This window comes from Streptomyces laurentii (assembly GCF_040635425.1).
Classification (GTDB): Bacteria; Actinomycetota; Actinomycetes; order Streptomycetales; family Streptomycetaceae; genus Streptomyces; species Streptomyces laurentii.
On record NZ_JBEYHT010000001.1, the window covers coordinates 217,181 to 238,832 of the forward strand.

The 21,652-nt window shown below is 72.0% G+C and carries 18 protein-coding genes and 1 tRNA gene; 10 read left to right on the forward strand and 9 right to left on the reverse strand.

Annotated elements, in window-relative coordinates; translation table 11 throughout:
- Positions 1-58 precede the first annotated feature (58 nt).
- From ABZ693_RS01025 to ligD, 5 genes are all read right to left on the reverse strand, one after another.
- Positions 59-1,534, reverse strand: a complete 1,476-nt coding sequence (locus tag ABZ693_RS01025) for a penicillin-binding transpeptidase domain-containing protein (protein ID WP_359871909.1) — start codon at positions 1,532-1,534, stop codon at positions 59-61.
- Positions 1,531-2,931, reverse strand: coding sequence for an FtsW/RodA/SpoVE family cell cycle protein (locus ABZ693_RS01030; RefSeq protein WP_359871911.1), 1,401 nt, complete (start codon positions 2,929-2,931; stop codon positions 1,531-1,533). The genes ABZ693_RS01025 and ABZ693_RS01030 overlap by 4 nt, the downstream gene beginning before the upstream one ends.
- A 169-nt stretch (positions 2,932-3,100) precedes the next feature.
- Entirely contained in the window at positions 3,101-5,191 is a 2,091-nt protein-coding gene (locus ABZ693_RS01035) for a PBS lyase (protein ID WP_359871913.1), read from the reverse strand.
- 380 nt (positions 5,192-5,571) lie between these two features.
- Positions 5,572-6,543, reverse strand: coding sequence for an ATP-dependent DNA ligase (locus tag ABZ693_RS01040; RefSeq protein WP_359871915.1), 972 nt, complete (start codon positions 6,541-6,543; stop codon positions 5,572-5,574).
- A 104-nt stretch (positions 6,544-6,647) separates the two neighbouring features.
- Positions 6,648-7,541 carry a non-homologous end-joining DNA ligase gene (gene ligD, locus ABZ693_RS01045; RefSeq protein WP_359871917.1) on the reverse strand — a complete coding sequence of 298 codons (894 nt, stop codon included), beginning with the start codon at positions 7,539-7,541 and terminating at the stop codon, positions 6,648-6,650.
- Positions 7,542-7,592: 51 nt separating this feature from the next.
- Between ligD and ku the strand changes: the two genes are divergently transcribed.
- The 6 genes from ku (at position 7,593) to ABZ693_RS01075 (ending at position 14,217) form a co-directional block, all read left to right on the forward strand.
- A complete protein-coding gene (gene ku / locus ABZ693_RS01050) occupies positions 7,593-8,759 on the forward strand; it encodes a non-homologous end joining protein Ku (RefSeq protein ID WP_359871919.1) in 1,167 nt (388 codons plus the stop codon).
- A gap of 44 nt (positions 8,760-8,803) precedes the next feature.
- Positions 8,804-8,974, forward strand: a complete 171-nt coding sequence (locus ABZ693_RS01055) for a hypothetical protein (RefSeq protein ID WP_359871921.1) — start codon at positions 8,804-8,806, stop codon at positions 8,972-8,974.
- A gap of 53 nt (positions 8,975-9,027) precedes the next feature.
- Positions 9,028-9,756 (forward strand): response regulator transcription factor, encoded by a 729-nt coding sequence (locus tag ABZ693_RS01060; RefSeq protein WP_359871923.1) that lies wholly within the window; start codon positions 9,028-9,030, stop codon positions 9,754-9,756.
- Positions 9,757-9,798: 42 nt separating this feature from the next.
- Entirely contained in the window at positions 9,799-10,602 is an 804-nt protein-coding gene (locus ABZ693_RS01065) for a 4'-phosphopantetheinyl transferase family protein (RefSeq protein ID WP_359871925.1), read from the forward strand.
- 278 nt (positions 10,603-10,880) lie between these two features.
- Positions 10,881-12,341 (forward strand): multicopper oxidase family protein, encoded by a 1,461-nt coding sequence (locus ABZ693_RS01070; protein WP_359871926.1) that lies wholly within the window; start codon positions 10,881-10,883, stop codon positions 12,339-12,341.
- A gap of 253 nt (positions 12,342-12,594) precedes the next feature.
- Positions 12,595-14,217, forward strand: coding sequence for a M4 family metallopeptidase (locus tag ABZ693_RS01075; protein ID WP_435842314.1), 1,623 nt, complete (start codon positions 12,595-12,597; stop codon positions 14,215-14,217).
- A 79-nt stretch (positions 14,218-14,296) separates the two neighbouring features.
- Here ABZ693_RS01075 and ABZ693_RS01080 read toward each other — a convergent pair whose 3' ends face one another.
- Both ABZ693_RS01080 and ABZ693_RS01085 read right to left on the reverse strand, forming a co-directional pair.
- Positions 14,297-14,500 (reverse strand): DUF397 domain-containing protein, encoded by a 204-nt coding sequence (locus ABZ693_RS01080; protein WP_359871928.1) that lies wholly within the window; start codon positions 14,498-14,500, stop codon positions 14,297-14,299.
- Entirely contained in the window at positions 14,497-15,381 is an 885-nt protein-coding gene (locus ABZ693_RS01085; protein ID WP_359871930.1) for a helix-turn-helix domain-containing protein, read from the reverse strand. Before ABZ693_RS01085 ends, ABZ693_RS01080 begins: the two co-directional genes overlap by 4 nt.
- Before the next feature lie 173 nt (positions 15,382-15,554).
- Here ABZ693_RS01085 and ABZ693_RS01090 point away from each other — a divergent pair, with 173 nt between their 5' ends.
- A complete protein-coding gene (locus ABZ693_RS01090; RefSeq protein WP_359871932.1) occupies positions 15,555-16,196 on the forward strand; it encodes an ATP-binding protein in 642 nt (213 codons plus the stop codon).
- A 51-nt stretch (positions 16,197-16,247) separates the two neighbouring features.
- Here the strand turns inward: ABZ693_RS01090 and ABZ693_RS01095 are convergent, their stop codons facing one another.
- Together ABZ693_RS01095 and ABZ693_RS01100 are read right to left on the reverse strand one after the other, a co-directional pair.
- Positions 16,248-17,258, reverse strand: a complete 1,011-nt coding sequence (locus ABZ693_RS01095; protein WP_359871934.1) for a DUF5954 family protein — start codon at positions 17,256-17,258, stop codon at positions 16,248-16,250.
- Between the two features lie 1,136 nt (positions 17,259-18,394).
- Positions 18,395-18,466 (reverse strand) — tRNA-Arg (locus tag ABZ693_RS01100).
- 158 nt (positions 18,467-18,624) lie between these two features.
- On the opposite strand from ABZ693_RS01100, the gene ABZ693_RS01105 reads away from it, so the two are divergent.
- The 3 genes from ABZ693_RS01105 (at position 18,625) to lysA (ending at position 21,623) form a co-directional block, all read left to right on the forward strand.
- Positions 18,625-19,137 (forward strand): response regulator, encoded by a 513-nt coding sequence (locus tag ABZ693_RS01105; protein WP_359871936.1) that lies wholly within the window; start codon positions 18,625-18,627, stop codon positions 19,135-19,137.
- A gap of 106 nt (positions 19,138-19,243) precedes the next feature.
- Positions 19,244-20,218 (forward strand): ArgS-related anticodon-binding protein NrtL, encoded by a 975-nt coding sequence (gene nrtL / locus ABZ693_RS01110; RefSeq protein WP_359871938.1) that lies wholly within the window; start codon positions 19,244-19,246, stop codon positions 20,216-20,218.
- Positions 20,219-20,231: 13 nt separating this feature from the next.
- Complete coding sequence (gene lysA, locus ABZ693_RS01115; RefSeq protein WP_359871940.1) at positions 20,232-21,623, forward strand: diaminopimelate decarboxylase; 1,392 nt, start codon at positions 20,232-20,234, stop codon at positions 21,621-21,623.
- Positions 21,624-21,652: the final 29 nt, after the last annotated feature.

A 21,652-nucleotide genomic window follows, 5' to 3' on the forward strand; every position in this document is an offset into this window, starting at 1 on the left:
GTAGCTCGGATGTCCCGCCCCGGACAGCGGATCGCGCACGCTCTCCGTCTCCTATCGGCTACCCCCGCTCCTCCGCCTCCAGCCGCAACGCCTCCTCCATCACCGACTTCGCGATCGGGGCCGCGTTGCCGCCGCCGCTGATGTCCGTGCGGTCGGCGTCCGCGTCCTCGACGACGACGGCGACCGCCACCGCCGGCTGGAGGGTGTCCGGGGCCTGGGCCCAGGCGATGAACCAGGCGTACGGTGTGCCGGTGTTGCCCAGGCCGTGCTGGGCCGTGCCGGTCTTGCCGCCGACCCGGGCGTCGGGGATGGCCGCGTTCGTGCCGGTGCCGTCCTCGACCGCGCGCACCATCAGCTCCCGCAGCCGCCGCGCGGTCGACGGGCTCATGGCCTGGCGGTAGCCGCGCCGCGCGGTCGTCGACACCGTGCCGCCGCGCGCGGTCGTGGTGCGCTCGACCAGGTGCGGCTGGGCGATCTCGCCGTTGTTCGCGACCGCCGCGGCCACCATGGCCATCTGCAGCGGGGTGGCCGCCGTGTCGAACTGGCCGATCGACGACAGCGCCAGCTGGTCCGGGCTCATGGAGGTGTCGAAGTCCGACTTCGCCACCCACGACGGGATCCGCAGCCCCGGGTCGTCGAAGCCGAAGCCGCGCGCCGCGTCGACCATCCCCGTGAGTCCCACCTTCACCCCGAGTCCCGCCATCACCGTGTTGCAGGACCACTGGATCGCGTACGCGAGGGACGCGTTCTCGCAGCCCGTCGCCTCGTTCGGGAGCACCTGGCGGGTGCCGGGCAGAACGAACGGGTCGGGGATCCCGGTCGGCGCGTCGACGTCCGTGACCACCCCCGCGTCCAGCGCCGCCGCGGCCGTCACGATCTTGAACGTGGAGCCCGGCGGGTACGTCTCCCGGATCGCCCGGTCCAGCATCGGCCGGGTCGGCGCCGCGTTCAGCCGCTGCCACGCCTGCGCGACCTCCGCGCCCGTCCCCGACAGCGTCCCCGGGTCGTACGACGGCGACGACACCAGCGCCAGGATCCGCCCGCTCGACGGCTCGACCGCCACCACCGCGCCCCGCCGCCCCGCGAGCCCTCGGTAGGCGGCCTCCTGCATCCGGGCCCGGATCGTCGTGACCACGGTGCCGCCCGGCCGCCGCCCCCGGCTCAGGTCGTCCCACAGCGGCAGCGGCGCCAGCATCGGGTCGGTGCCGGAGAGGAGCGCGTCCTCGGTGTTCTCCAGGAGCGAGGTGCCGTACGTCTGGGAGGCGTAGCCGGTCACCGGCGCGTACAACGGGCCCTGTGTGTACGTCCGTTCGTACCGCAGTTGCTGGCCGCTGTCCCGGGAGCCGGTGACCGGACGCCCGTCCACCGTGATCGCGCCGCGCGGCTGGCCCCAGCGGGCGATGGCGATCCGCCGGTTGGCCGGGTTGTCGTCGTACGAGCCCGCCCGCACGACCATCACCCGCGCCGCGTTGACGAGCAGTGCCACCAGCAGGATCAGGCAGAACGCGGCGGCTCTGCGGATGTAGCGGGTCACCGGGTGTCCTCCACGACAGGGGCGATGACCCCGGCGGCGGGCAGCTCCGGGTGCGGGGCGCGCGCCGAGTCCGAGACCCGGACGAGCAGGGCGACGATCACCCAGTTCGTGACGACCGACGAGCCGCCCTGCGCGAGGAACGGCATCGCCATGCCGGTGAGCGGGATCAGCCCCATCACCCCGCCCGCGATGACGAAGACCTGCAGCGCGAGGATCGACGACAGGCCGACGGCGAGCAGCCGGCCGAACGCGTCGCGCAGCGCGAGCCCGGCCCGGTAGCCGCGGCCGACGAGCAGCGCGTACAGCAGGAACACGGCCGTGAGCCCGACCAGTCCCAGCTCCTCGCCGACCGTGGCGAGGATGAAGTCGGACTTGGTGGCGAAGCCGATGAGGACGGAGTGGCCGAGGCCGAGGCCCGTGCCGAACATCCCGCCCGCCGCGAACGCGAACAGCGACTGCGCCAGCTGCCCCGGCCCCTGCCCCGCCCGGATCGACGCGAACGGGTCCAGCCAGTCCTGCACCCGCGAGTGCACATGCGGTTCGAGCGACCCGACGAGGAACGCGCCGGCCGCGGCGAGCAGCAGCCCGACCGCGATCCAGCCGGTGCGGCCGGTCGCCACGTACAGCATGATCACGAAGAGTCCGAAGAACAGCAGCGAGGTGCCCAGATCCCGTTCGAGGACCAGGACGCCGACGCTCACCAGCCAGATCGCCACGATCGGGCCGAGCACCCGGCCGGTGGGGAAACGGATCTTCCACACGGTGCGGCCGGTGTGCGCGAGCGCGGCGCGGTTGGCGGCCAGATACGCGGCGAAGAAGACGGCGAGCAGGATCTTCGCGAACTCGTCCGGCTGGAAGGAGAGTCCGCCCACCCGGATCCAGATCCGGGCCCCGTTCACGGCGGGGAAGAAGATCGGCAGGATCATCAGGCCGAGCGCGGCGGCCACCGACAGATACGCGTAGCGCTGGAGCGTGCGGTGATCGCGGATCAGCAGGACGACCACGATGAACAGACCGACGCCCAGCGTCGACCACACCAGCTGGGTCGGCGCCGCCTGGTCGTCCGCGGTCTCCAGGTCGAGCCGGTAGATCAGGGCCAGGCCGAGGCCGTTGAGCAGGACGGCGATCGGCAGGAGCAGCGGATCGGCGTACGGGGCGCGCAGCCGGACCGCGACATGGGCGAGCAGGGCGAGGGCGCCGAGCCCGGCGCCGTAACGGGCGGCGTCCGGGGGGACGGCGCCGCTGCGGGCGAGACCGACCTCCGCGTAGCCGAGCACCGAGATCAGGACGGCGCCGACGAGGAGCGAGAACTCGACACCGCGGCGCCGGGGGACCCGCGCCCCGGGCGGGGGTGAGGGCGGGGGCGGGTCCGCGGGCTCGGTGCGCGGTGCGGTCATGGTCCGCAACGTAGCAAGCAGTAAGCCTTATGTCCCTTTTGTGTGACGGTGTGCCGCCCGGTGGCCGGGGTCGCGCCGCGGGACGGTGGGGGATGAGGGGGGATGAGGGGGGACGGGACTCAGGGGGTACGGAGTCCAGGCGTCGGGCGTCAGGCGTACGGGCCCCCGCTCACAGCCCCCGGCGCGTCATCCGGTCCAGGGCCGCCTGGCACAGCGTCAGCAGCTTCTCGTCGTCGTGGACATCGTGTGAGCCGGCGCCGTCCTCGCGCGCGTTGTGCCGTCGCCGGCGCGCCAGTTCCGCGCGGATCACCGGCTCGGCCTCCGCCGCCAGCGGGCCCATCTCCGCCAGGCACTCGGCGACCTCCACGCGGGCGAACCGGTTCTCCTCCCAGGCCGCGAGCAGCACCGGCAGTACCGCGTCCGGTTCCCCGGCGGCCCGCCACAGCGCCGCCGCCGAGCGCACCCGCACCCACAGGTCGCGCGATCCGAGCCCCGCGCGCAGCGCGGGGGCCGCCTCCCGGGCCGCCGGGCCGATCGCGCCGAGCGACAGCGCCGCCGCGCACCACTCGGCGCAGGTCACCCCCGGCCGCAGCCACCCCTCCAGCGCGGCGACCGCCTCCTCGGGCGGGCCGTCGATCGACCACAGCGTGTGCGCCGCCACCGACGACACGGCCGCCGACTCGGCGCCGAGCAGCTCCCGTACCTCGGGCAGCGCCTCCCGCGCCGCCGGGCCGAACGCGGCCAGCGTCCGCAGACACGCCTCACGCACCCACTCGCGCCGGTTCGGCGGCGCGCCGCGCAGCACCCGCAGTACCTCGGGCAGCGCCTGCGCGCCCCGTACCGCCGCCAGCGCGAACAGCAGCGGCGCCGCCCGCTCGTGCAGCCGGTCGTCGAGCGTCACCTCGGCGAGCCGGCGGCGCAGCACCGGGGCGAGCGGCAGCGCGGCGGGGCCGAGCGCGTCCACGGCGTACAGGAGTTCGCTCCGTACCTCGTGCTCCTCCAGAGCCCGTGCGAGCAGCGGCACCGCCCGTGCGTCGCCGGAGCGGGCGAGCGCGAGAAGCGCGGCGCTCTTGCCCGACCGGTCGCCCGTGCCCCGCCGGCCCAGCGGCGCGGCGGGCCCGGTGGCGAGGCGGGTGGCGAGCGCGTCCGCGGCCGGCGCGGCCAGTTCGAAGAGGCGCTCCAGGAACGAGGTGGCGGCCTCGCGCAGTCGCGGCTCCGGGTCGCTCAGCTGCTCGCCGACGAGCCGTACGACCTCCTCGTACCGCCCCCGCCAGATCCGGATCAGCCCGCCGGCCAGCCAGATCGCGTCCGACCGCTGTCCCCAGTCGGGGCTGCGCAGCTGGGCGAGGAGCAGGGCGTGGCGGTCGTCGACGCGGTCGTCGAGGGCGGTGTGCAGGGTACGGAGCAGCTCCTCCGTCCAGGGGGTGCGGCGGCCCGCGGAGTGCTCTTCGAGGAGCTCGCGGACCTGGCCGATCAGGGTCGGCGCGGCGGTCCGCGGGGTCTCGGCGGGGCGGTCGGGCGGGGTGGTGCGCACCTCGTCGAGGAGGACGGTGACGAGTTGGACCACGTCGTCCGGGATCTCGGCCGGCGCGCAGCGGGCGAGCTGGGCGAGGGCGGCGAGCCGCAGCCCCGGCGCCTGCGCGGCGCGTGCCAGCCAGGCCAGCCAGTCCACGGTCTCGCCGTGCAGCGACTCGTGCCGCAGTGCGATCCGGCCCACGGCCGCGACCAGTGCGAGCCGTACCTCGGTGTCCCGTTCGATGGTGAGACGTTCCCGCAGGAGTCCGAGCACCCGCGCCGGGTCCGGGTGCAGCGAGGCGAGCGCGCACGGGGTGGCGAGCCGCACTTCGAGGTCGGGGTCGTCGATCAGCCCCAGGAAGACGTCGGCGCCGGCGGCGATCGCGGCGGCGGCCATCGCGTAGTTCCCGGCGGGGATGAACTCCTCGTCGTCGGGATCGAGTTCGTCCATCTCTTCGTCGCCGTCCAGGTCGATGCCGCCGACGCTGGTCAGTAACTCGACGATGCCGCCCCGGTCCTGGACGGTGGCGTCGGCGACGAGTTCGAGGAGGAAGGGGATGCAGGCGAGCGTCGAGTCGTAGACGTCGCCCTGGTGGTGCACGGCGCCGTACATGCCGTCCAGGGCCTGTTCGCGCTCGGCGGGGTCGTCGGAACCGAGTCCGCGCAGCAGCTCCGGCACATCGTCGGCAGGGCCGTACGCATGCCCCAACGAGGCCCAGTCGACCTCCTCGATCCCCGTCAGCATGCCAGGCCGCCTTCCCCGTGAGCGCTGTACCAGGGAGCAAGTGTGCACCAATGGGCCGACATCAAGGCCCTGCCTGCGCGGCCGGGAGCGCCGAGCCGCGCCCGGCCGCTCGCTTTGCGCCACGCGAGGGTGCGTGAGGGGGGCCGACCGGCCCTTGACCCGGCGCTCTCGGGCGTCCGTGAGCCCTCTGGTGACACTCCGCTCACGCGCGCGCGCCCGCTGGACCGGCGCACTTGTGCGCGGGGGCGCAGAAGGGGGCGCTCGTGAGGGGCGCACAGGCACTTTGTCCGGAACGGAGCGCAGATAAAAGGCAGTCGTGATTCGGCCAGCGCGGTCCGATTGGGGACGCTTGCTGCTAAAGGGACGGGCCCGGTGCCTGGTCACCGGCCGTCTGCGGGCGGGTGCTCACCCGGCGGGCGCTCACCAGGCAGCGCGGTCGGCGCGGCCGACGCGTCGGGCGCGGTCGCGTCGCGTACGCGGACGAAGCGCGCCGTGTCCGGCCGGTCCTGGCGCCCCGCGGGCAGGCGCAGCTCGACCGGCAGGGGTGCGGCGAGCGGCCGTACGGTCCCGTGCTCCGGGTCCTCCTCCGGCGCGCCGAGCAGCCCCGCGCCCGCCGTCAGCTCGGCGACCTGGTGCGCCTGGGGGCCGGTGAGGCGCGGGCTGGTGCGCAGGGTGCGGCCGTCGGCGAGCCGGACGAGCAGCGCGTGCGGCCGGTCCGGCGGCCCGAACACCCCGACCAGCAGGGCGTCCTCGGTGTCCGCGTGCCGGATCTTCCGCCACGACCAGGTGGGCCCCGGACGGTACGTGGAGTCCCACGCCTTCGCCACGATCCCCTCCACGCCCGCCGCGCGCAGCGCGCCGAACCACTCGCGGGCCGTCGCCTCGTCGTCGGTCGCGAGCACCCGCTGGAGCGGCGGGCCGGTGCCGGCGAGCGCCTCGGCGAGCAGGTCCCAGCGTTCCCGCAGCGGCCGGCCGCGCAGATCGCGCCCGGGCAGGGCGAGCAGATCGAAGGCGATGTACGAGACGGGGACGCCGGCCCGCTCGCGGTCCCGGTGCGTGCGCAGCAGGTCGGTGAAGCTGAGCCGGCCCTCGCGGTACGCGCACAGCTCACCGTCCAGGACGACGCCCGGCGGCAGCCGTTCGCCCAGGTAGCCGGCGATCCCGGGGAACTCCGGCGCCAGGTCGCGCCGGGCCCGGGACTGCAGGACGACCCGGCCGCCGTCGAGGACGAAGGCGAGGGCGCGGAAACCGTCGAGCTTGAGGGAGTACTGGAAGCCGCCCGGGACCCCGCCCTGCCGGGGGATCTCGTCCACGGAACGCGGCCGCATGACCTCCAGCGGCGGGCGCAGCACGATGCCGCCTGCCCCGCCTGCCCCGCCTGCCCCTCCCGCCCTGCCTGCCCCGCTTGCCCGGCCCGGGTCGCCTGCCCCGCTTGCCCGGCCCGGGTCGGCGGCGGTCACGGCAGGGCTCCGGCCGCCGACGTATCGAAGAGCGGGGCGAGCAGATCCCCGTACCGCTCCAGCCGCGGCGGTACGGCGTCCAGCAGCAGCACCAGCCGCCCCGGGTCACCGCCGGCCGCCGTGTCCGCGACCTCCTCCCAGGTCACGGGCGCGGACACGGCGGGCAGCCGGCGGGCCCGCAGGGTGTAGGGGGTCGCGGTGGTCTTCGCGGCGGCGTTCTGGCTGAAGTCGACGAAGACCTTGCCGGGGCGCAGGGCCTTGGTCATCCGGTGCACGACCAGCGCGGGCAGCTCCGCCGCCGCCTCGACGGCGAGCCGGCGCGCGTACGCGGACACCTCGGCGGACGGGGTCGGGGCCAGCGGCGCGAGCAGGTGCAGGCCCTTGGAGCCGGAGGTCTTCGGGTACGCCGTGATCCCGTCGGCCGCGAGCCGTTCCCGCAGGTGGAGCGCGACCCGGCAGCACTCGACGACGGTCGCGGGCGGCCCCGGGTCGAGGTCGAGGACCAGCCGGTCGGCGACGGCGGGGGAGCCGGCCCGCCACTGCGGGGTGTGGAACTCCACCACCAGATTCGCCGCCCACACCAGCGACGGCAGGTCCTGGATCATCACCTGGCGGGCGCGGGGCGCGTCCGAGCGGGGCACCGGGGTGGTCGTCACCCAGGCGGGGGTGCCGGGCGGCGGATTCTTGGTGAAGAAGAGCTGGCCGTCGGGGCCGTCGGGATAGCGCAGGAAGGACACCGGGCGGTCGCGCAGATGCGGCAGGATCGCGGCCCCGACGGTGGCGTAGTAGTGGAGCAGCTCCCCTTTGGTGGTGCCGGTGGCCGGGTGGATGACCTTGTCCAGGTTGCTCAGGGAAAGGCGCCGCCCCGCCACCTCCGTGACCGGCGTCATACGATGAGAATCCCACGAAACCCGAATTCTCGGTGCGAAAGGGATTGAACCGTGCGATCCATCTGGAACGGCGCCATATCCTTCGGCCTGGTCAGCATCCCGATCAAGCTGGTCAACGCGACCGAGAGCCGGTCCGTCTCCTTCCGCCAGATCCACGCCGCGGACGGCGGCCGCATCCGCTACCGGAAGGTGTGCGAGCTGGACGGCGAGGAGGTCGCCCAGGCGGACATCGGCAAGGCGTACGAGGACGCCGACGGCACCATGATCCCGATCACCGACGAGGACCTGGCGGCACTGCCGCTGCCGACGGCGAAGACGATCGAGATCGTGGCCTTCGTACCGGCCGGGGACATCGACCCGCTCCAGATGGACGCCGCGTACTACCTCTCCGCCAGCGGTGTGCCGGCCGCCAAGCCGTACACGCTGCTGCGCGAGGCGCTGAAGCGGAGCGAGAAGGTGGCGGTCGCGAAGTACGCGCTGCGCGGGCGGGAACGGCTCGGCATGCTGCGTGTCGTCGACGACGTGATCGCCATGCACGGGCTGCTCTGGCCGGACGAGATCCGCGCCCCGGAGGGTGTCGCCCCCGAGACGCCGGTGTCGGTCAAGGACGCCGAACTCGACTTGGCGGACGCCCTGATGGCCACCCTCGGCGAGGTCGACATCGACTCGCTGCACGACGACTACCGCGAGGCCGTGGAGGAGATGATCGCCGCGAAGGCGGCCGGCGGCGAGGGGCTCGCTCCTCCGGAGCCCGAGGAGACCGGCGGCGGCAAGGTGATCGACCTGATGGCGGCGCTGGAGAGCAGCGTCCGGGCGGCCAAGGAGGCCCGGGGCGAGCCGGCCGAGGTGACCGAACTCCGGCCGCGCGCCAAGGAGTCGGCGGGTTCCTCGGCCGGCTCGCATGCCGGCTCGCATGCCGGGTCGCGGGCGACGCCCAAGGAGACCGGCGCGAAGAGGTCCACGGCCCGGACGGCGAAGAAGACGGCGGCGGCACCCGCCCGGAAGTCGACCTCGAAGACATCGGCGGCGTCGAAGGCGTCGTCCTCCCCTGCCTCGTCCTCCAAAGCGTCGACGGCCTCGACCGCCTCCTCGAAGGCGACGGGTCGGAGCGCGCGGTCCGCCGCGAAGAAGCAGACCGCGAAGAAGCAGACCGCGAAGAAGGAGTCCGTCAAGAAGGAGTCGGCCAAGAAAGCCGCGCCACGTCGGCGTACGGCCTGATCAAGAGCGTGCGTCTCTGATCATTTTCGGTCGAGAAGGAAGGCGTGCCGACCGGCGACCTGTCCACCTGGTGGCGCTGCCGCCCCCGTGGAGGTGCGCCGGAGGCTGTCCGGATCGAGCCCTACCCGCAGGTATTCGTCGATCACGCAGTGTACGATCCGCTGGCGGCGAATGGTGCCGAATATGCCAAATCCATATTCAGCAGGCATCTTTGACATCGCGGAGGGGCGGTTTCTAGGCTCGCGGGGAGCTTGGCCATGGGGGGAAGATGACGCACCGCACACCGGAAAGACCCACGCCTCTCGACGGGGCGGGCGCCTATTCCTCGGCGGGCGGCGACGTCTGGCGGATCCTGGTGGTGGAAAGCGACAGCGCGCAGGCCGAACCGCTCATGGCGGGGCTGCGCCGGTGCGGCCACCAGGTGAGCCGGGTCGAGACGGGCGGCGCCGCGCTCCAGGCGTACGGCGACATGGACCTCGTCCTCATCGACCTCGAACTGCCCGACATCGACGGGCTGGAGGTCTGCCGGCTGATCCGCGCGGCGGCCGACACCCCGGTCATCGCCCTCAGCACCCTCGGCTCCGAACTGGACCGGGTGCTCGGCCTCCAGGCCGGCGCCGACGACTACCTCGTCAAGCCGTACGGATTCCGTGAACTCGTGGCCCGCGCCCAGGCGGTCATGCGCCGGGCCCGGCCCCGTCCGCGCTGTACGGGCGTCATCGCGCGCGGGTCGCTGCGCATCGACGTCGGCGCCCGCGAGGTCAGCCTCGACGGCCGGCAGATCGACGTCACCCGCAAGGAGTTCGACATCCTGCATCTGCTCGCCTCCGACCCCGGCAACGTCGTTCCGCGCAAGCGGCTCATGCAGCAGATCTGGGGCGACTCCTGGTCCCGCCGGACCGTGGACACGCATGTGAGCAGTCTGCGCGGCAAGCTCGGCTGCCCGCAGTGGATCGTGACCGTCCGCGGAGTGGGGTTCCGGCTCGGCGAAGGGTGAGCGCGGCGACCGCGCGCGCTCCCACCCCGTACTCTCTGGCCGATGGAAGGACACCGAATGACGCGGGCCGACGCCTGGCTGCTTGACGTCACCGAGGAACCCGGCACCGGCCCCGGCACCGGCCCTGGCCCCGGCACCGGCCCCGGCCTCGGCACCGGCCCCGATGACGCCCTCGACCTCACCCCGCTCGACGCCCACGAGCGTGAGCGGGCCGCCGCGTTCCTCCGGCCCGCCGACCGTCATCTCTACGCGGTGGCGCACCTCGCGCTGCGCGTGATCCTCGGCGGGCTGCTCGGCGAACGCCCCGCCGACCTGGTCTTCGGCCGCGACACCTGTCCCTGCTGCGGCGGGCCGCACGGCCGCCCGGTCCTCGCGGTCCCCTCGCCCCCGCTGCACTTCTCCCTGTCCCACACCCCCGGCCGGGTCCTCGTCGCGACGGCGCCCGTCCCGGTCGGCGCCGACGTCGAAGGCCGGCCCGCCCCCGAGTCCGTACGCGACCTGGCGAGCGTCCTGCACCCGAGCGAGCGCGCCGAGGTCGAGGCCGCACCCGACCCCGAGCGCCGGAGCGCGGTCTTCGGCCGGATCTGGGCGCGCAAGGAGGCGTATCTGAAGGGGCTCGGCACCGGCCTCGGCCGCGATCCGGGCCTGGACGACCTCGGCGGGGACCCCGTGCGTGAGCCCGGCCGCCATCCGGCCGACTGGTCGGTGTACGACCTGCCCTGCGGCCCCCGCCACCACGGCGCTCTCGCCCTGCGCGCCCCCCGCTCGGACGCCGGGCCGCGCCTGCGTCACTTCGCGTCGCTCGCCGCGCTGCGGGCCGAACCGCCCACGCCCGCAGGGGAGTAGTCCACGGTCCCGGCCCCCTTCCCGGCCCTCCGCGGGTCCCGCCGCTGGTCCTCTCCGGGGCCCCTCCCGGCCCCAGGTTCCCCTCCGGCATCTCGACGGAATCTTGACCTCCGCTTGTTGAAACCACACGGAAACCCCGCGCGGCCTGCGGAATCCCACGCAGCTCTGACCTCCCGCGCGTTGAACCCGTCCGAGGCGCCGCCGAAGAATTGAGGCCGTGTTCCGGCCGGGTTCCCCCGGCCGGTTTCTTGTTCACGCCGGAATTCTTGGGGGATTACGTGATCACTCGGCGCAGCATCATCAAGACGGGCATGGCGACCGGCGCGGTCGGAGCCGCCGGCCTCCTGGTCCCGGCCACGGCGGGCACCGCCGCCGCGGCGGGCTCGGCGGGCGCCGCCGCCACGACCGACCTCGACCCCGCCTCCGTACCGAAGTTCACCCAGGCCATGCCGCTGGCCCCGGTGGCCACGCCGTACATGTCCATGCCGATGATGATGGACTGCTACGCGCTGACCATGCAGGAGGCGAACAAGGAGATCCTGCCCGGCGTGCAGACCCGGGTGTGGACCTTCAACGGCAGCTTCCCCGGCCCCGTCATCAAGGCCCGGAGCAACGTCCGCACCCTCGTCGACCAGACCAACAACCTGCCCGTCGGGATATCCGTCCACCTGCACGGAGCGCACGTGCCGGCGGACAGCGACGGCGACCCGGTGGTGCTGATCCCGGCGAACGGCGGCACCAAGACGTACACGTACCCGAACACCCAGCCGCACGCCAGCCTGTGGTTCCACGACCACGCCCACCACGCCGAATCGGAGAGCGCCTTCCGCGGCCTGGCCGGCACGTACCTGATCACCGACGACATCGAGCAGGGTTTGAACCTGCCGAGCGGCGCGTACGACGTGCCGATCCAGCTCCGCGACGCCCGCTTCGACGACCAGGGCCAACTGCTCTACCAGCTCGGCGACTTCCAGAACCGGAACGTCATCCTCGCCAACGGCAGGGCGTGGCCGTTCCACGCGGTCGCCGCCCGCAAGTACCGCCTCCGCTTCTGCAACACCGCGAACATGCGGACCTTCACCCTCGCCCTGTCCGACGGCTCCTCCTTCCAGCAGATCGGCTCGGACGGCGGACTGCTGCCCGCGCCGATCACCGTCAGCCAGGTGACGCTCTCGCCCGGCGAACGCGCCGACGTCGTCATCGACTTCTCCCGCTACGCGGTCGGCACGACCCTGGAGCTCGTCAACCAGGGCACCGGCGGCCCCGCGGAGCAGATCGGCAAGGTGCTCCAGTTCCGGGTCGACCGTACGGCGGCCGACACCAGCGTCGTGCCGAGCACCCTGCGCACCCTGCCGGTGATGGCGGCGGCCACCGTCAACCGTTCCTTCGTGCTGGGCATGGGCGGCGGCATCGCCACCATCAACGGTGTGGCCTACGTGCCCGACCGGATCGACACCGAGGTCGCGTACGGCTCCACGGAGATCTGGACCATCACCAACTCCGGCACGGGCACGCACAACTTCCATGTGCACCTGGTGCAGTTCCGGGTGATCGAGCGGGCCGGGGCGCAGGTGACCGCGGGGCCGGACTACGGGCTGAAGGACACCGTGCGGATCGGACCGGGGGAGACGGTCAAGATCCAGGCCACCTTCACCGGTTACCGGGGCCAGTACCTCTACCACTGCCACATCTTCGACCACGCGGCCATGGGCATGATGGCGACCATGCGCGTCTCCTGACGCGTCGTCAGAGTTTCGCCTGAAACCCCCGTCGCCCCTTTCCTCGCGTCACCCCCGTACCAGACCCCGCTCCTTCCCTCACAGGCACCCTCAGGGCGGTCAGCTCCCCGCATAACGGACCGAGTTGGCCGCCCTTCGGACAACTACTGGTCAAATCCTTGTTGCATACCTGTCAATCGCGCCAATCGGCTGGCACGCTTCCGACGCACCACCCCCCACACCCACCCCCACGCTTCACAGTGAAGGAGCCCGCGTGACCCGCCTGCAGTCCTCGCCTCGCCGTACCACCGCCCGCGCCGCCGCCCTCATCGCCTCGGCCGCCATGGTCGTCGTCGGCATCCAGACCGGAACCGCCAGCGCCGACGCCCAGCGCGAGGCCGGCGCGACCGCGGTCGCGCTCAGCGCCCCGCAGCGCGCCGCCGCCATCCAGGAGGCCCAGTCCGGTGCCGAGGGCACCGCCCAGGCCCTCGGCCTCGGCGGCCAGGAGAAGCTGGTCGCCCGTGACGTCGTCAAGGACGCGGACGGCACCGTCCACACCCGGTACGAGCGTACGTACGCGGGCCTCCCGGTCCTCGGCGGCGACCTCGTCGTGCACGAGAAGAAGAACGGCGCGCGCTCCACCACCAAGGCGACCGACGCGCGGATATCCGTCGCGAGCACCGCCCCGGCCGTCGCCGCGGGCACGGCCGGCAAGTCGGCCGTCGCCTCCTCGGACGCCAAGGGTGCCAAGGCCGGCGACGCCCGCAAGGTGATCTGGGCCGCCACCGGCAAGCCCGTCCTCGCCTGGGAGACCGTGGTCACCGGCACCCAGACCGACGGCACCCCGAGCCGCCGCCACGTCATCACCGACGCGGCCAACGGCAAGGAGCTCTTCTCGTACGAGGCCATCGAGACGGGCATCGGCAACACGATGTTCAGCGGCCAGGTCACCCTCGGCACCTCCGGTTCGGCCGGCTCGTACACCCTCACCGACGCCGCGCGCGGCGGCCACAAGACGTACGACCTCAAGGGCGGCAGCTCCGGTACCGGCACGCTCTTCACCAACAGCACCGACACCTGGGGCAACGGCCTCGCGTCCAACCGCGAGACCGCCGCCGCCGACGCCCACTACGGCGCGGCGATGACCTGGGACTTCTACAAGGCCGAGCTGGGCCGCAACGGCATCGCCGGCGACGGCAAGGCCGCCTACTCCCGCGTCCACTACGGCAACGCGTACGTCAACGCGTTCTGGGACGACGCCTGCTTCTGCATGACGTACGGCGACGGCTACGGCAACAACTCCCCGCTCACCGCCATCGACGTCGCCGGCCACGAGATGTCCCACGGCCTGACCGCCGCCACCGCCAACCTCCGCTACAGCGGCGAGTCCGGCGGCCTCAACGAGGCGACGTCCGACATCTTCGGCACCTCGGTCGAGTTCTTCGCCAACAACGCCAGCGACGTCGGCGACTACCTCATCGGCGAGGAGATCGACATCAACGGCGACGGCACGCCGCTGCGCTACATGGACAAGCCGAGCAAGGACGGCGCCTCCGCCGACTCCTGGTCCAAGACGGTCGGCCGCCTCGACGTCCACTACTCGTCGGGCCCGGCCAACCACTTCTTCTACCTGCTGTCCGAGGGCAGCGGCGCGAAGACCATCAACGGCGTCAGCTACAACTCGCCGACCGTGAACAACGTGACGGTCACCGGCATCGGCCGGACCAAGGCCTACAAGATCTGGTACAAGGCCCTGTCCACCTACATGACCTCCAGCACCTCCTACTCGGGCGCCCGCGCGGCGACCCTGTCGGCGGCCACCGACCTCTACGGCGCGAACAGCGCCGAGTACACCGCGGTCGCGAACGCCTGGAAGGGCATCAACGTCACCAAGTAACCGCGCCTCACGCTCGGTTAGCGCACGACCAGGAGCCGCCCCCATCCGCCGACACGGCCGGGGGCGGCTCCCGCGCGTATCAGCCGAGGTGGGTGAGGAACGCCCGCCAGGCGTTGTGGCTGAAGCCGAGCGCGGGGCCGGTGGGCCGCTTGCTGTCGCGGACGGGTACGAGGTGGGGGAGGTTGGGGGCCACTTCGACGCACTCGTTGTTTCCACCGCTGTACGTGCTGGTGCGCCACCTCGCGCCCGTGAGGTCCGGCGTTCCGTGGCGTCCGCTGTTCATGGTCTGTGCTCCTTGGCCCTGCGCTGGATGACAGCACGGGACTCCACCGGCGAAAGAGCAGACGTGCGCGCGGCGTCGAAGAGGTCTTGGTAGCGGGAGACCTCGGCTTCCCTCTCCAGCCAGATGGAGCCGGTCGGGTTGTCCGCCAGCACCACGTCGAGCGCCCCTTCCTCGCGGAATCCCAGCACTACGTATGGCCCGAACATACTCGCATGGGCGCCACGAGAGAACGGCAGGACCTGGACGGTCACGTTGGGCAGCTCGGAGACATCCAGGAGGTGTTCCAACTGCTCTCGCATGGCTTGCCCTCCGCCTACTTCCTGGAGCAGGACACCTTCCGAGACAACAGCCCAGAGGTTCAGAGGGGCGTCGCCAGTGAGCCGTTCCTGCCGCGCGAGGCGTACGCGGACGAATCGCTCGATCTCATCAGCCGTCTGCCACTGCTGCGAAGCGACAGTGACAGCCCGGATGTAGTCCGGGGTCTGGAGGAGCCCCGGAATGAGCTGCGCTTGGAAGGTGCGGATCGATCCCGCCATCGCTTCCAGAGCGATGTAGTCGCGATACGTGTCGGCGAGCACGGAACCGTACTTGTTCCACCAGCCCTCCCTGCGCCGGCGGTTTGCCTTGCGGGCCAGCGCGGTCAAGCGGTCTCGCATCTCGATGTCCGACACCTGGTAGGCGTGCAGCATGGCGGTGAGATCCGGGAGTCGAACAGCGACCCGGCCGTTCTCGATGCGGCTGATCTTGCCCTTGGTGCAGTCGAGCGCCTCGGCGGCCTGGGCGGTTGTCAGGCCGGAGGCGTCACGCAACCGACGAAGCTCATCGCCGAGTTGGCGTCCCAGGACTGTTGAAGGGTTTGGTGTGGCGCTCTTCGCAGTCATGTCAGCACGTCTATCAGAGCCAGAGGCTGAAAGGGGGCTTCAGTAACTCGAAAAGGTGATAGTTGAGGTCAACTCAATCTGCAACGTTGCAGTTTCGCGGCGCGTCCGGCCATGCTGCTGGCCGTGGCACCGACCATGCATGTCGGTGGACCGTCGACCCTTAGGGGGCTGCTGTGTCCGTTTCCGTCATCAGTGAGATCACCTTTCGCCTCTCCCGTCACCACCGCAGTTCCTCCAGGGCCAGAGCGGTCCTCCACGCGGTGCTGGGCGACTGGGGTGCTGGGCAGGAACTCGTCGAAACCGCGGAACTCGTCCTCTCCGAACTCGTCACGAACGCGCTGCGCGTGCCCGCGCCCAGTGACCGGCAGGTGGGCATCCGGATCGCTCACTCCGTGTTGGGTGGCCTGCTGCGGCTGGAGGTGAGCGACGCGGGGGACGGGTGCCCCGAGATCCAGCGGCCGGCGGCGGAGGACACCCACGGCCGGGGGCTCCAGATCGTGGACGCGCTCACCCACAACTGGGGCGTCAGCCCCCGCCCCGGCGGCATCGGGAAGACGGTATGGGCGGACCTGAAGGCCCCGGAGCTGGTGCCCGTGCCGCGTACGAGGGAGGCCGCGGCCGTGACCGTCACGAAAGGGCAGTCCGTACGGGTCGGGGAGCAGTGGCGCGCGGTGCGGAGCGTGGTGACCGAACGCTACGCGACAGGTGGCTTGGCCGTGGTCCTGGGCCTGGACGAGGGGCCGCCGCTGCGGGTGCCCGCGGCGACGGCCCTGGCGGTACGGGGGTGGGGCGAGGCGCGAGAGGTCGAACGGTGACGAGGGTCGGCAGCGCGCCGACTCCCTCTCGGCGTGACCGGCCCGGACCTCTCACGCGTCGTAGTGGATCACGCCGTGTTCGTCCATGGTGGGGTGCATCTTCATCGGCTCGGTGTCGTCCACGTCCGACGGCCGAGGCCCCTCCGGGCCGTCGGCCCCGCACCGGATCATCCGCTCCGTCCGACAGACGTGGAAGAGGCGCCCGTCGAAGGCGAGTTCGTCCGAGCGGCCGAGGGCCCGGAATTCCTCGGCGGCTCGCGCGTACCGCTTGCGCTTCTTGTCGTCGAACTCGTAGATCATCGGCCAGAGTTCGTTCAGCATGGCGTACAGGAAGGCGCGGGCGTCATGCGGCGTAGTCATCAGTGACCCCTGCGGCTCCCAGGCCGCGCCCCGCTTCTCGACCACCCCGAACGTGGTGGGCATCAGCACCACCTCCGGATGTGTCCGTACCGCCTGCTCGGAATCGGTGCAGACGTCATCCGGATAGTTCTCCCTGTCGTAGGTGAACTCCCGAAGCCAGAGCCGCAGGGCCTCCGCCATCGGCCGGTTCTCCCGCCCCGGATCGAGGGCGAAGTCCAGATCGGGTGACGGTGAGCGTGTGCGCCCCAAGTTCCAGGAGCGGACCAGTGGTTCCACATCGGTCGGTCGCGGTGGTTCGAGTCCCTCCCGCCCGGACCGGGCCAGCTCGTCACCCCGTACCACCCGGAAGCGCTCTCCCAGCACCTCGACCTCGTCGAGGGGCTCCTTCTCCAGAACGGCGACGGTGGCCAGCAACTCCCGCCGCTCCGCCGGGACATCGGTGTCGTCCTTCGCCCGGAACCACAGCATCGAATGGAGACTGTCCCGCGACGCCTGCGGTGTCGCGTCCCGGAGGGGCGACACCAGCCGCCACGCGTCCTCCCGGTGCACGGCCACCCCGAACAACGCGCCGCGCACCGACAGCGACGGATACCGCAGGAACCGCTCCATCGCGTCCCGCTCGCTGACCCAGGCCACCGGATCGGCCTCCTGGATGAGTTGATCCCGCGCATGCTCGATCCGCGACTTCCAGTCATCATTCATGCGCGCATTGTGATCTCCGGAACCCATCCGCCGCGCCCGATTCCCCGAACTCCCCGGCGACCGCGCACCGCCCCGGCGCACACCCCCACCCGCGCGCCCCCGCGGGCGCGGTCGGCCATCGCATGATCGGGACGTGGACCTGTCCGATGAAGGCCCGGAGCTCACCCGTGAGTGGGACGACCTGGGCAACACCGTGTGTGGTGTCCTGCACGGTTGCCGTGACGCGTCCGTGGCGGCCGCTCGCTTCGTCCGAGCCGGCTGGCGCTCGCGCTCGTCGTCCTGGGAGGGCTACAGAACGACGCCCTGGTGTGGGAGATCCGAGGCTGATGTCTGGGACGGCGGTCCGCGCGAGGCGCCCGGCCGGGATGTCCCGGCCGGGCGCCTCGTGACGGCAACAGCGTCGAGGCCCGCTGCATCGCTGCGTAGAGTGCCTCGATGGACGGCCGGACGTTGCCCACCTGCGTATCGAGGGCCGGCTCCGTGAGTACGAGCGGGATGTCCCGTTCCGGCACCGAGGCCCCGGTGTATCGCTTGGGGCCTTCCTCATCGCGGGCTCTACCCGCGATGGCGCTTCCTCACTTGCGCGGGCAGTTCCGCTTGTCATGCCCGTGGTATTCGCACACGCTGCACTTCCCAGCGTTGGGAGAGACGCTGCACGACCGCTTGTCGTGCCCTCCCTCGCCGCACCAAGAGCAAGTGCGGGTCCCGCTAGCGCTCATTCTTGTTCTCCGTGTCGTCCGTGGCTCGCCACTGTCGCAAGGGAGTCTAACGTCGCGAACATGCCGGTTCGGTATTTTTTCAGATGAACAGTCATGTGGAGGAGGGGAGTTGACTGCCACACGCGCACGCGTCTGTCGGCGGCATCGGTTCAACCCGAGATCTCGCCCTTGCCGGGGCGGCCTCGCGCGGAGCGCCAGTAGCCCGCACCGTCGGCACCCGTGGCCGAGGCCGCTCGATGCCGTGAGACCGTCGCCATCTTTAATGTTCTCGCCCGCGACGATTCCCGGGGAACCTCCACGTCCCGTTCGCGGACTTCGGCATGCCGTGGCTCCGGGTGGCCTGCGGCCGCGCATACAACAAGACCCCGCGTTCAGCGTTTCCGCTGATCACGGGGTCTTTTGGCACTTCCTGCGAAGTGCCCCCGGCAGGATTCGAACCTGCGCACACGGCTCCGGAGGCCGTTGCTCTATCCCCTGAGCTACGGGGGCGTTGTCGCTTGTTGCGGCGACGGAAGGAACACTACCAGCTCTCGTAGGGTGCCCGTGAACAGGTATTTCCGGGGTCGGGCGAGGGGGGTGTTCGCCCGCACGGGTCAGAAGTGGGCAAAACCCGGACGCGGTCTCTTCCCGCGACCTACTCTCGACGTGTGTCAGGGGTGTCGGGGCGAGTGCTGGTTGTGGACGACAACCGCGTGATTCGCCAGCTGATCAGGGTCAATCTCGAACTCGAGGGGTTCGAGGTGGTGACCGCGGCCGATGGTGCCGAGTGTCTGGATGTCGTGCACGAGGTCTGTCCGGATGTGGTCACCCTCGATGTCGTCATGCCGCGGCTGGACGGGCTGAAGACCGCCGCGCGGCTGCGGGAGGACCCGCGGACGAGTCATCTGCCGGTGGCGATCATCAGTGCCTGCACCGAGTACGGGGCGGAGGTCGGCGGGAGTGGCGCGGCGGCGGACGTCGACGCGTTCCTGGCGAAGCCGTTCGAGCCGGCGGAGCTGGTGCGAGTCGTGCGGCAGCTCATGCATCGCGAGCCCCGGCCGCATCGGCAGCGGCGGCGCAGTCAGGCCGGTGAGGCCGGCGGTGGCGACGCCGGTGAGGAGCCCGCCGCAGGACCTGTGGGGCGGACGAGCCGTACTCATACGGGTGGGACGCGCGGCTGACGCCCGCGCCGAGGCCGGACGTTTCCGCGGGTGCCTTCCGTCCCGCACCGCCCACATGGCGAAACCGGTTCGCGTTCCCACCCCCCTCCTCCCCTAGGCTTGTCACGTGACCCCCGCGGACCTCTCCCTCACCGTGCTGCACGCCGTGCGCCGCGCGGTCGACGAGGGTGTGCTGCGTGTCGAGGTGCCCCCGCGCGTCAAGGTGGAGCGGCCCCGGCCCGGGGGAGTGGGCGACTACGCCAGCAGCGTCGCGCTCGGGCTCGCCCGGCCCGCCGGGCGGGACGCCCGTGACGTCGCCGCGATCCTCCGGGAGCGGCTGCGCGAGGCCCCCGGGATCCGTGCCGTCGACATCACCGGGCCCGGGTTCCTCAACTTCACCCTCGATGACGGAGACGAAGGACGGGTTCTCCGGGAGATCGAGAGGACCGGGCTCGCCTACGGGCACTCCACCGACCTCGCCGGTACCCGCGTCCGGTTCCGCGCCTCCGCCGAGCCCCGCGCCGCCCTCCTCGTCGAGGCATATGCCCGACTGCTGCGGGCCCAAGGCGCTGACACAGACATCCGCGAGGGAGAAGGAGAGTGGATCACCGCCCTCCCCGCGCCCTACCGGCCCGACACCCTCGGCACCGACGCCGCCCGCTGGGCCCTGCTGCGGCCCGCCGCGCACGACCGCGCGCTGCCCGGGGCGCCCCTGCTCGTCCAGCACGAGCGCAACCCCCTCTTCCGGGTGCGGTACGCGCACTCCCGCGCCCGCGCCCTCGTCCGTAACGCCGCCCAGCTCGGCTTCACCCCCGAGTACGGGGAGACGGGTACGGACGAAGCGCCTCACCTCCTCGCGCTCCTGGGCGACCACCCCGCCGTCCTGCTCGTCGCCGCCCGCCACCGCGCCCCCGACCGGGTCGCCCGGCACCTCGAGGCCGTCGCCGACGCGCTCCTCGCGTATCAGCACACCGTCCTGCCCCTCGGCGACGAGAAACCCTCGGTCGCCCACCGCTCCCGGCTCGCGCTCGCCGAAGCCGCCGGGACGGTGCTCGCCGGCGGCCTCTCCCTGCTCGGCATCAGCGCACCCGACCAGATCTGAAAGAGCCGCCGTCATGAGCCGATCCGCCCACCCCGCCGGGCCCCGTTACGCCGATGTCCTGTCCGAGGGCCATTACGCGGCCCCGCCCGCCGACCTCAACCGGCTCGACCCCAAGGTCTGGTCCCGTACGGTCGGCCGCGACGCCGACGGGGTGGCGACGGTCGCCGGGATCCCGGTGACCCACCTCGCCGAGCAGTTCGGCACCCCTGCCTACATCCTCGACGTGGACGACTTCCGTGCCCGCTGCCGCGCCTGGGCCGAGGCCTTCGGCAAGGACGCGGACGTGTTCTACGCCGGCAAGGCGTTCCTGTCCCGCGCCGTCGTCCGCTGGCTCACCGAGGAGGGGCTGAACCTCGATGTCTGCTCCGGCGGCGAGCTGTCCACCGCCCTGTCGGCCGGCATGCCCGCCGAGCGCATCGCGTTCCACGGCAACAACAAGTCGACGGACGAGATCCGCCGCGCCGTCGAGGCCGGCGTCGGCCGGATCGTCCTCGACTCCTTCCAGGAGATCGCGCGCGTCGCGCACCTCGCCCAGTCCCTCGGCAAGCGCCAGCGCGTCCAGATCCGCGTCACCGTCGGCGTCGAGGCGCACACCCACGAGTTCATCGCCACCGCGCACGAGGACCAGAAGTTCGGCATCGCGCTGGCCGGCGGGCAGGCCGCCGAGGCCGTGCGCCGCGCGCTGAACCTCGACGGCCTGGAGCTCATCGGCATCCACTCGCACATCGGCTCGCAGATCTTCGACATGGCCGGTTTCGAGGTGTCGGCGCGCCGCGTCGTCCAGCTGCTCGCCGAGATCCGCGACGAGCACGGCGTCGAGCTGCCCGAGATCGACCTCGGCGGCGGCCTCGGCATCGCGTACACGTCCGACGACGATCCGCGCGAGCCGCACCACATCGCCAAGGCGCTCACCGAGATCGTCACCCGTGAGTGCGAGGCCGCCGGGCTGCGCACGCCGCGGATCTCCGTCGAGCCGGGCCGCGCGATCGTCGGCCCGACCGCCTTCACCCTGTACGAGGTGGGCACGGTCAAGCCGCTGGAGGGGCTGCGGACGTACGTCTCCGTCGACGGCGGCATGTCCGACAACATCCGTACGGCGCTGTACGACGCCGAGTACAGCGTCGCGCTGGTCTCGCGGCGCAGCGACGCCGAGCCGATGCTCACCCGGGTCGTCGGCAAGCACTGCGAGAGCGGCGACATCATCGTCCGCGACGCGTTCCTGCCGGCCGACGTGGCGCCCGGCGACCTGCTCGCGGTGCCCGCCACCGGCGCGTACTGCCGTTCCATGGCGAGCAACTACAACCACGCGCTCCGCCCGCCCGTCGTGGCGGTCCAGGGCGGCGCGGCGCGCGTCGTCGTGCGGCGCGAGACGGAGGAAGATCTCCTGCGACTCGACGTCGGGTGATGAAATAGTCAGGTGATGGAATCCACATC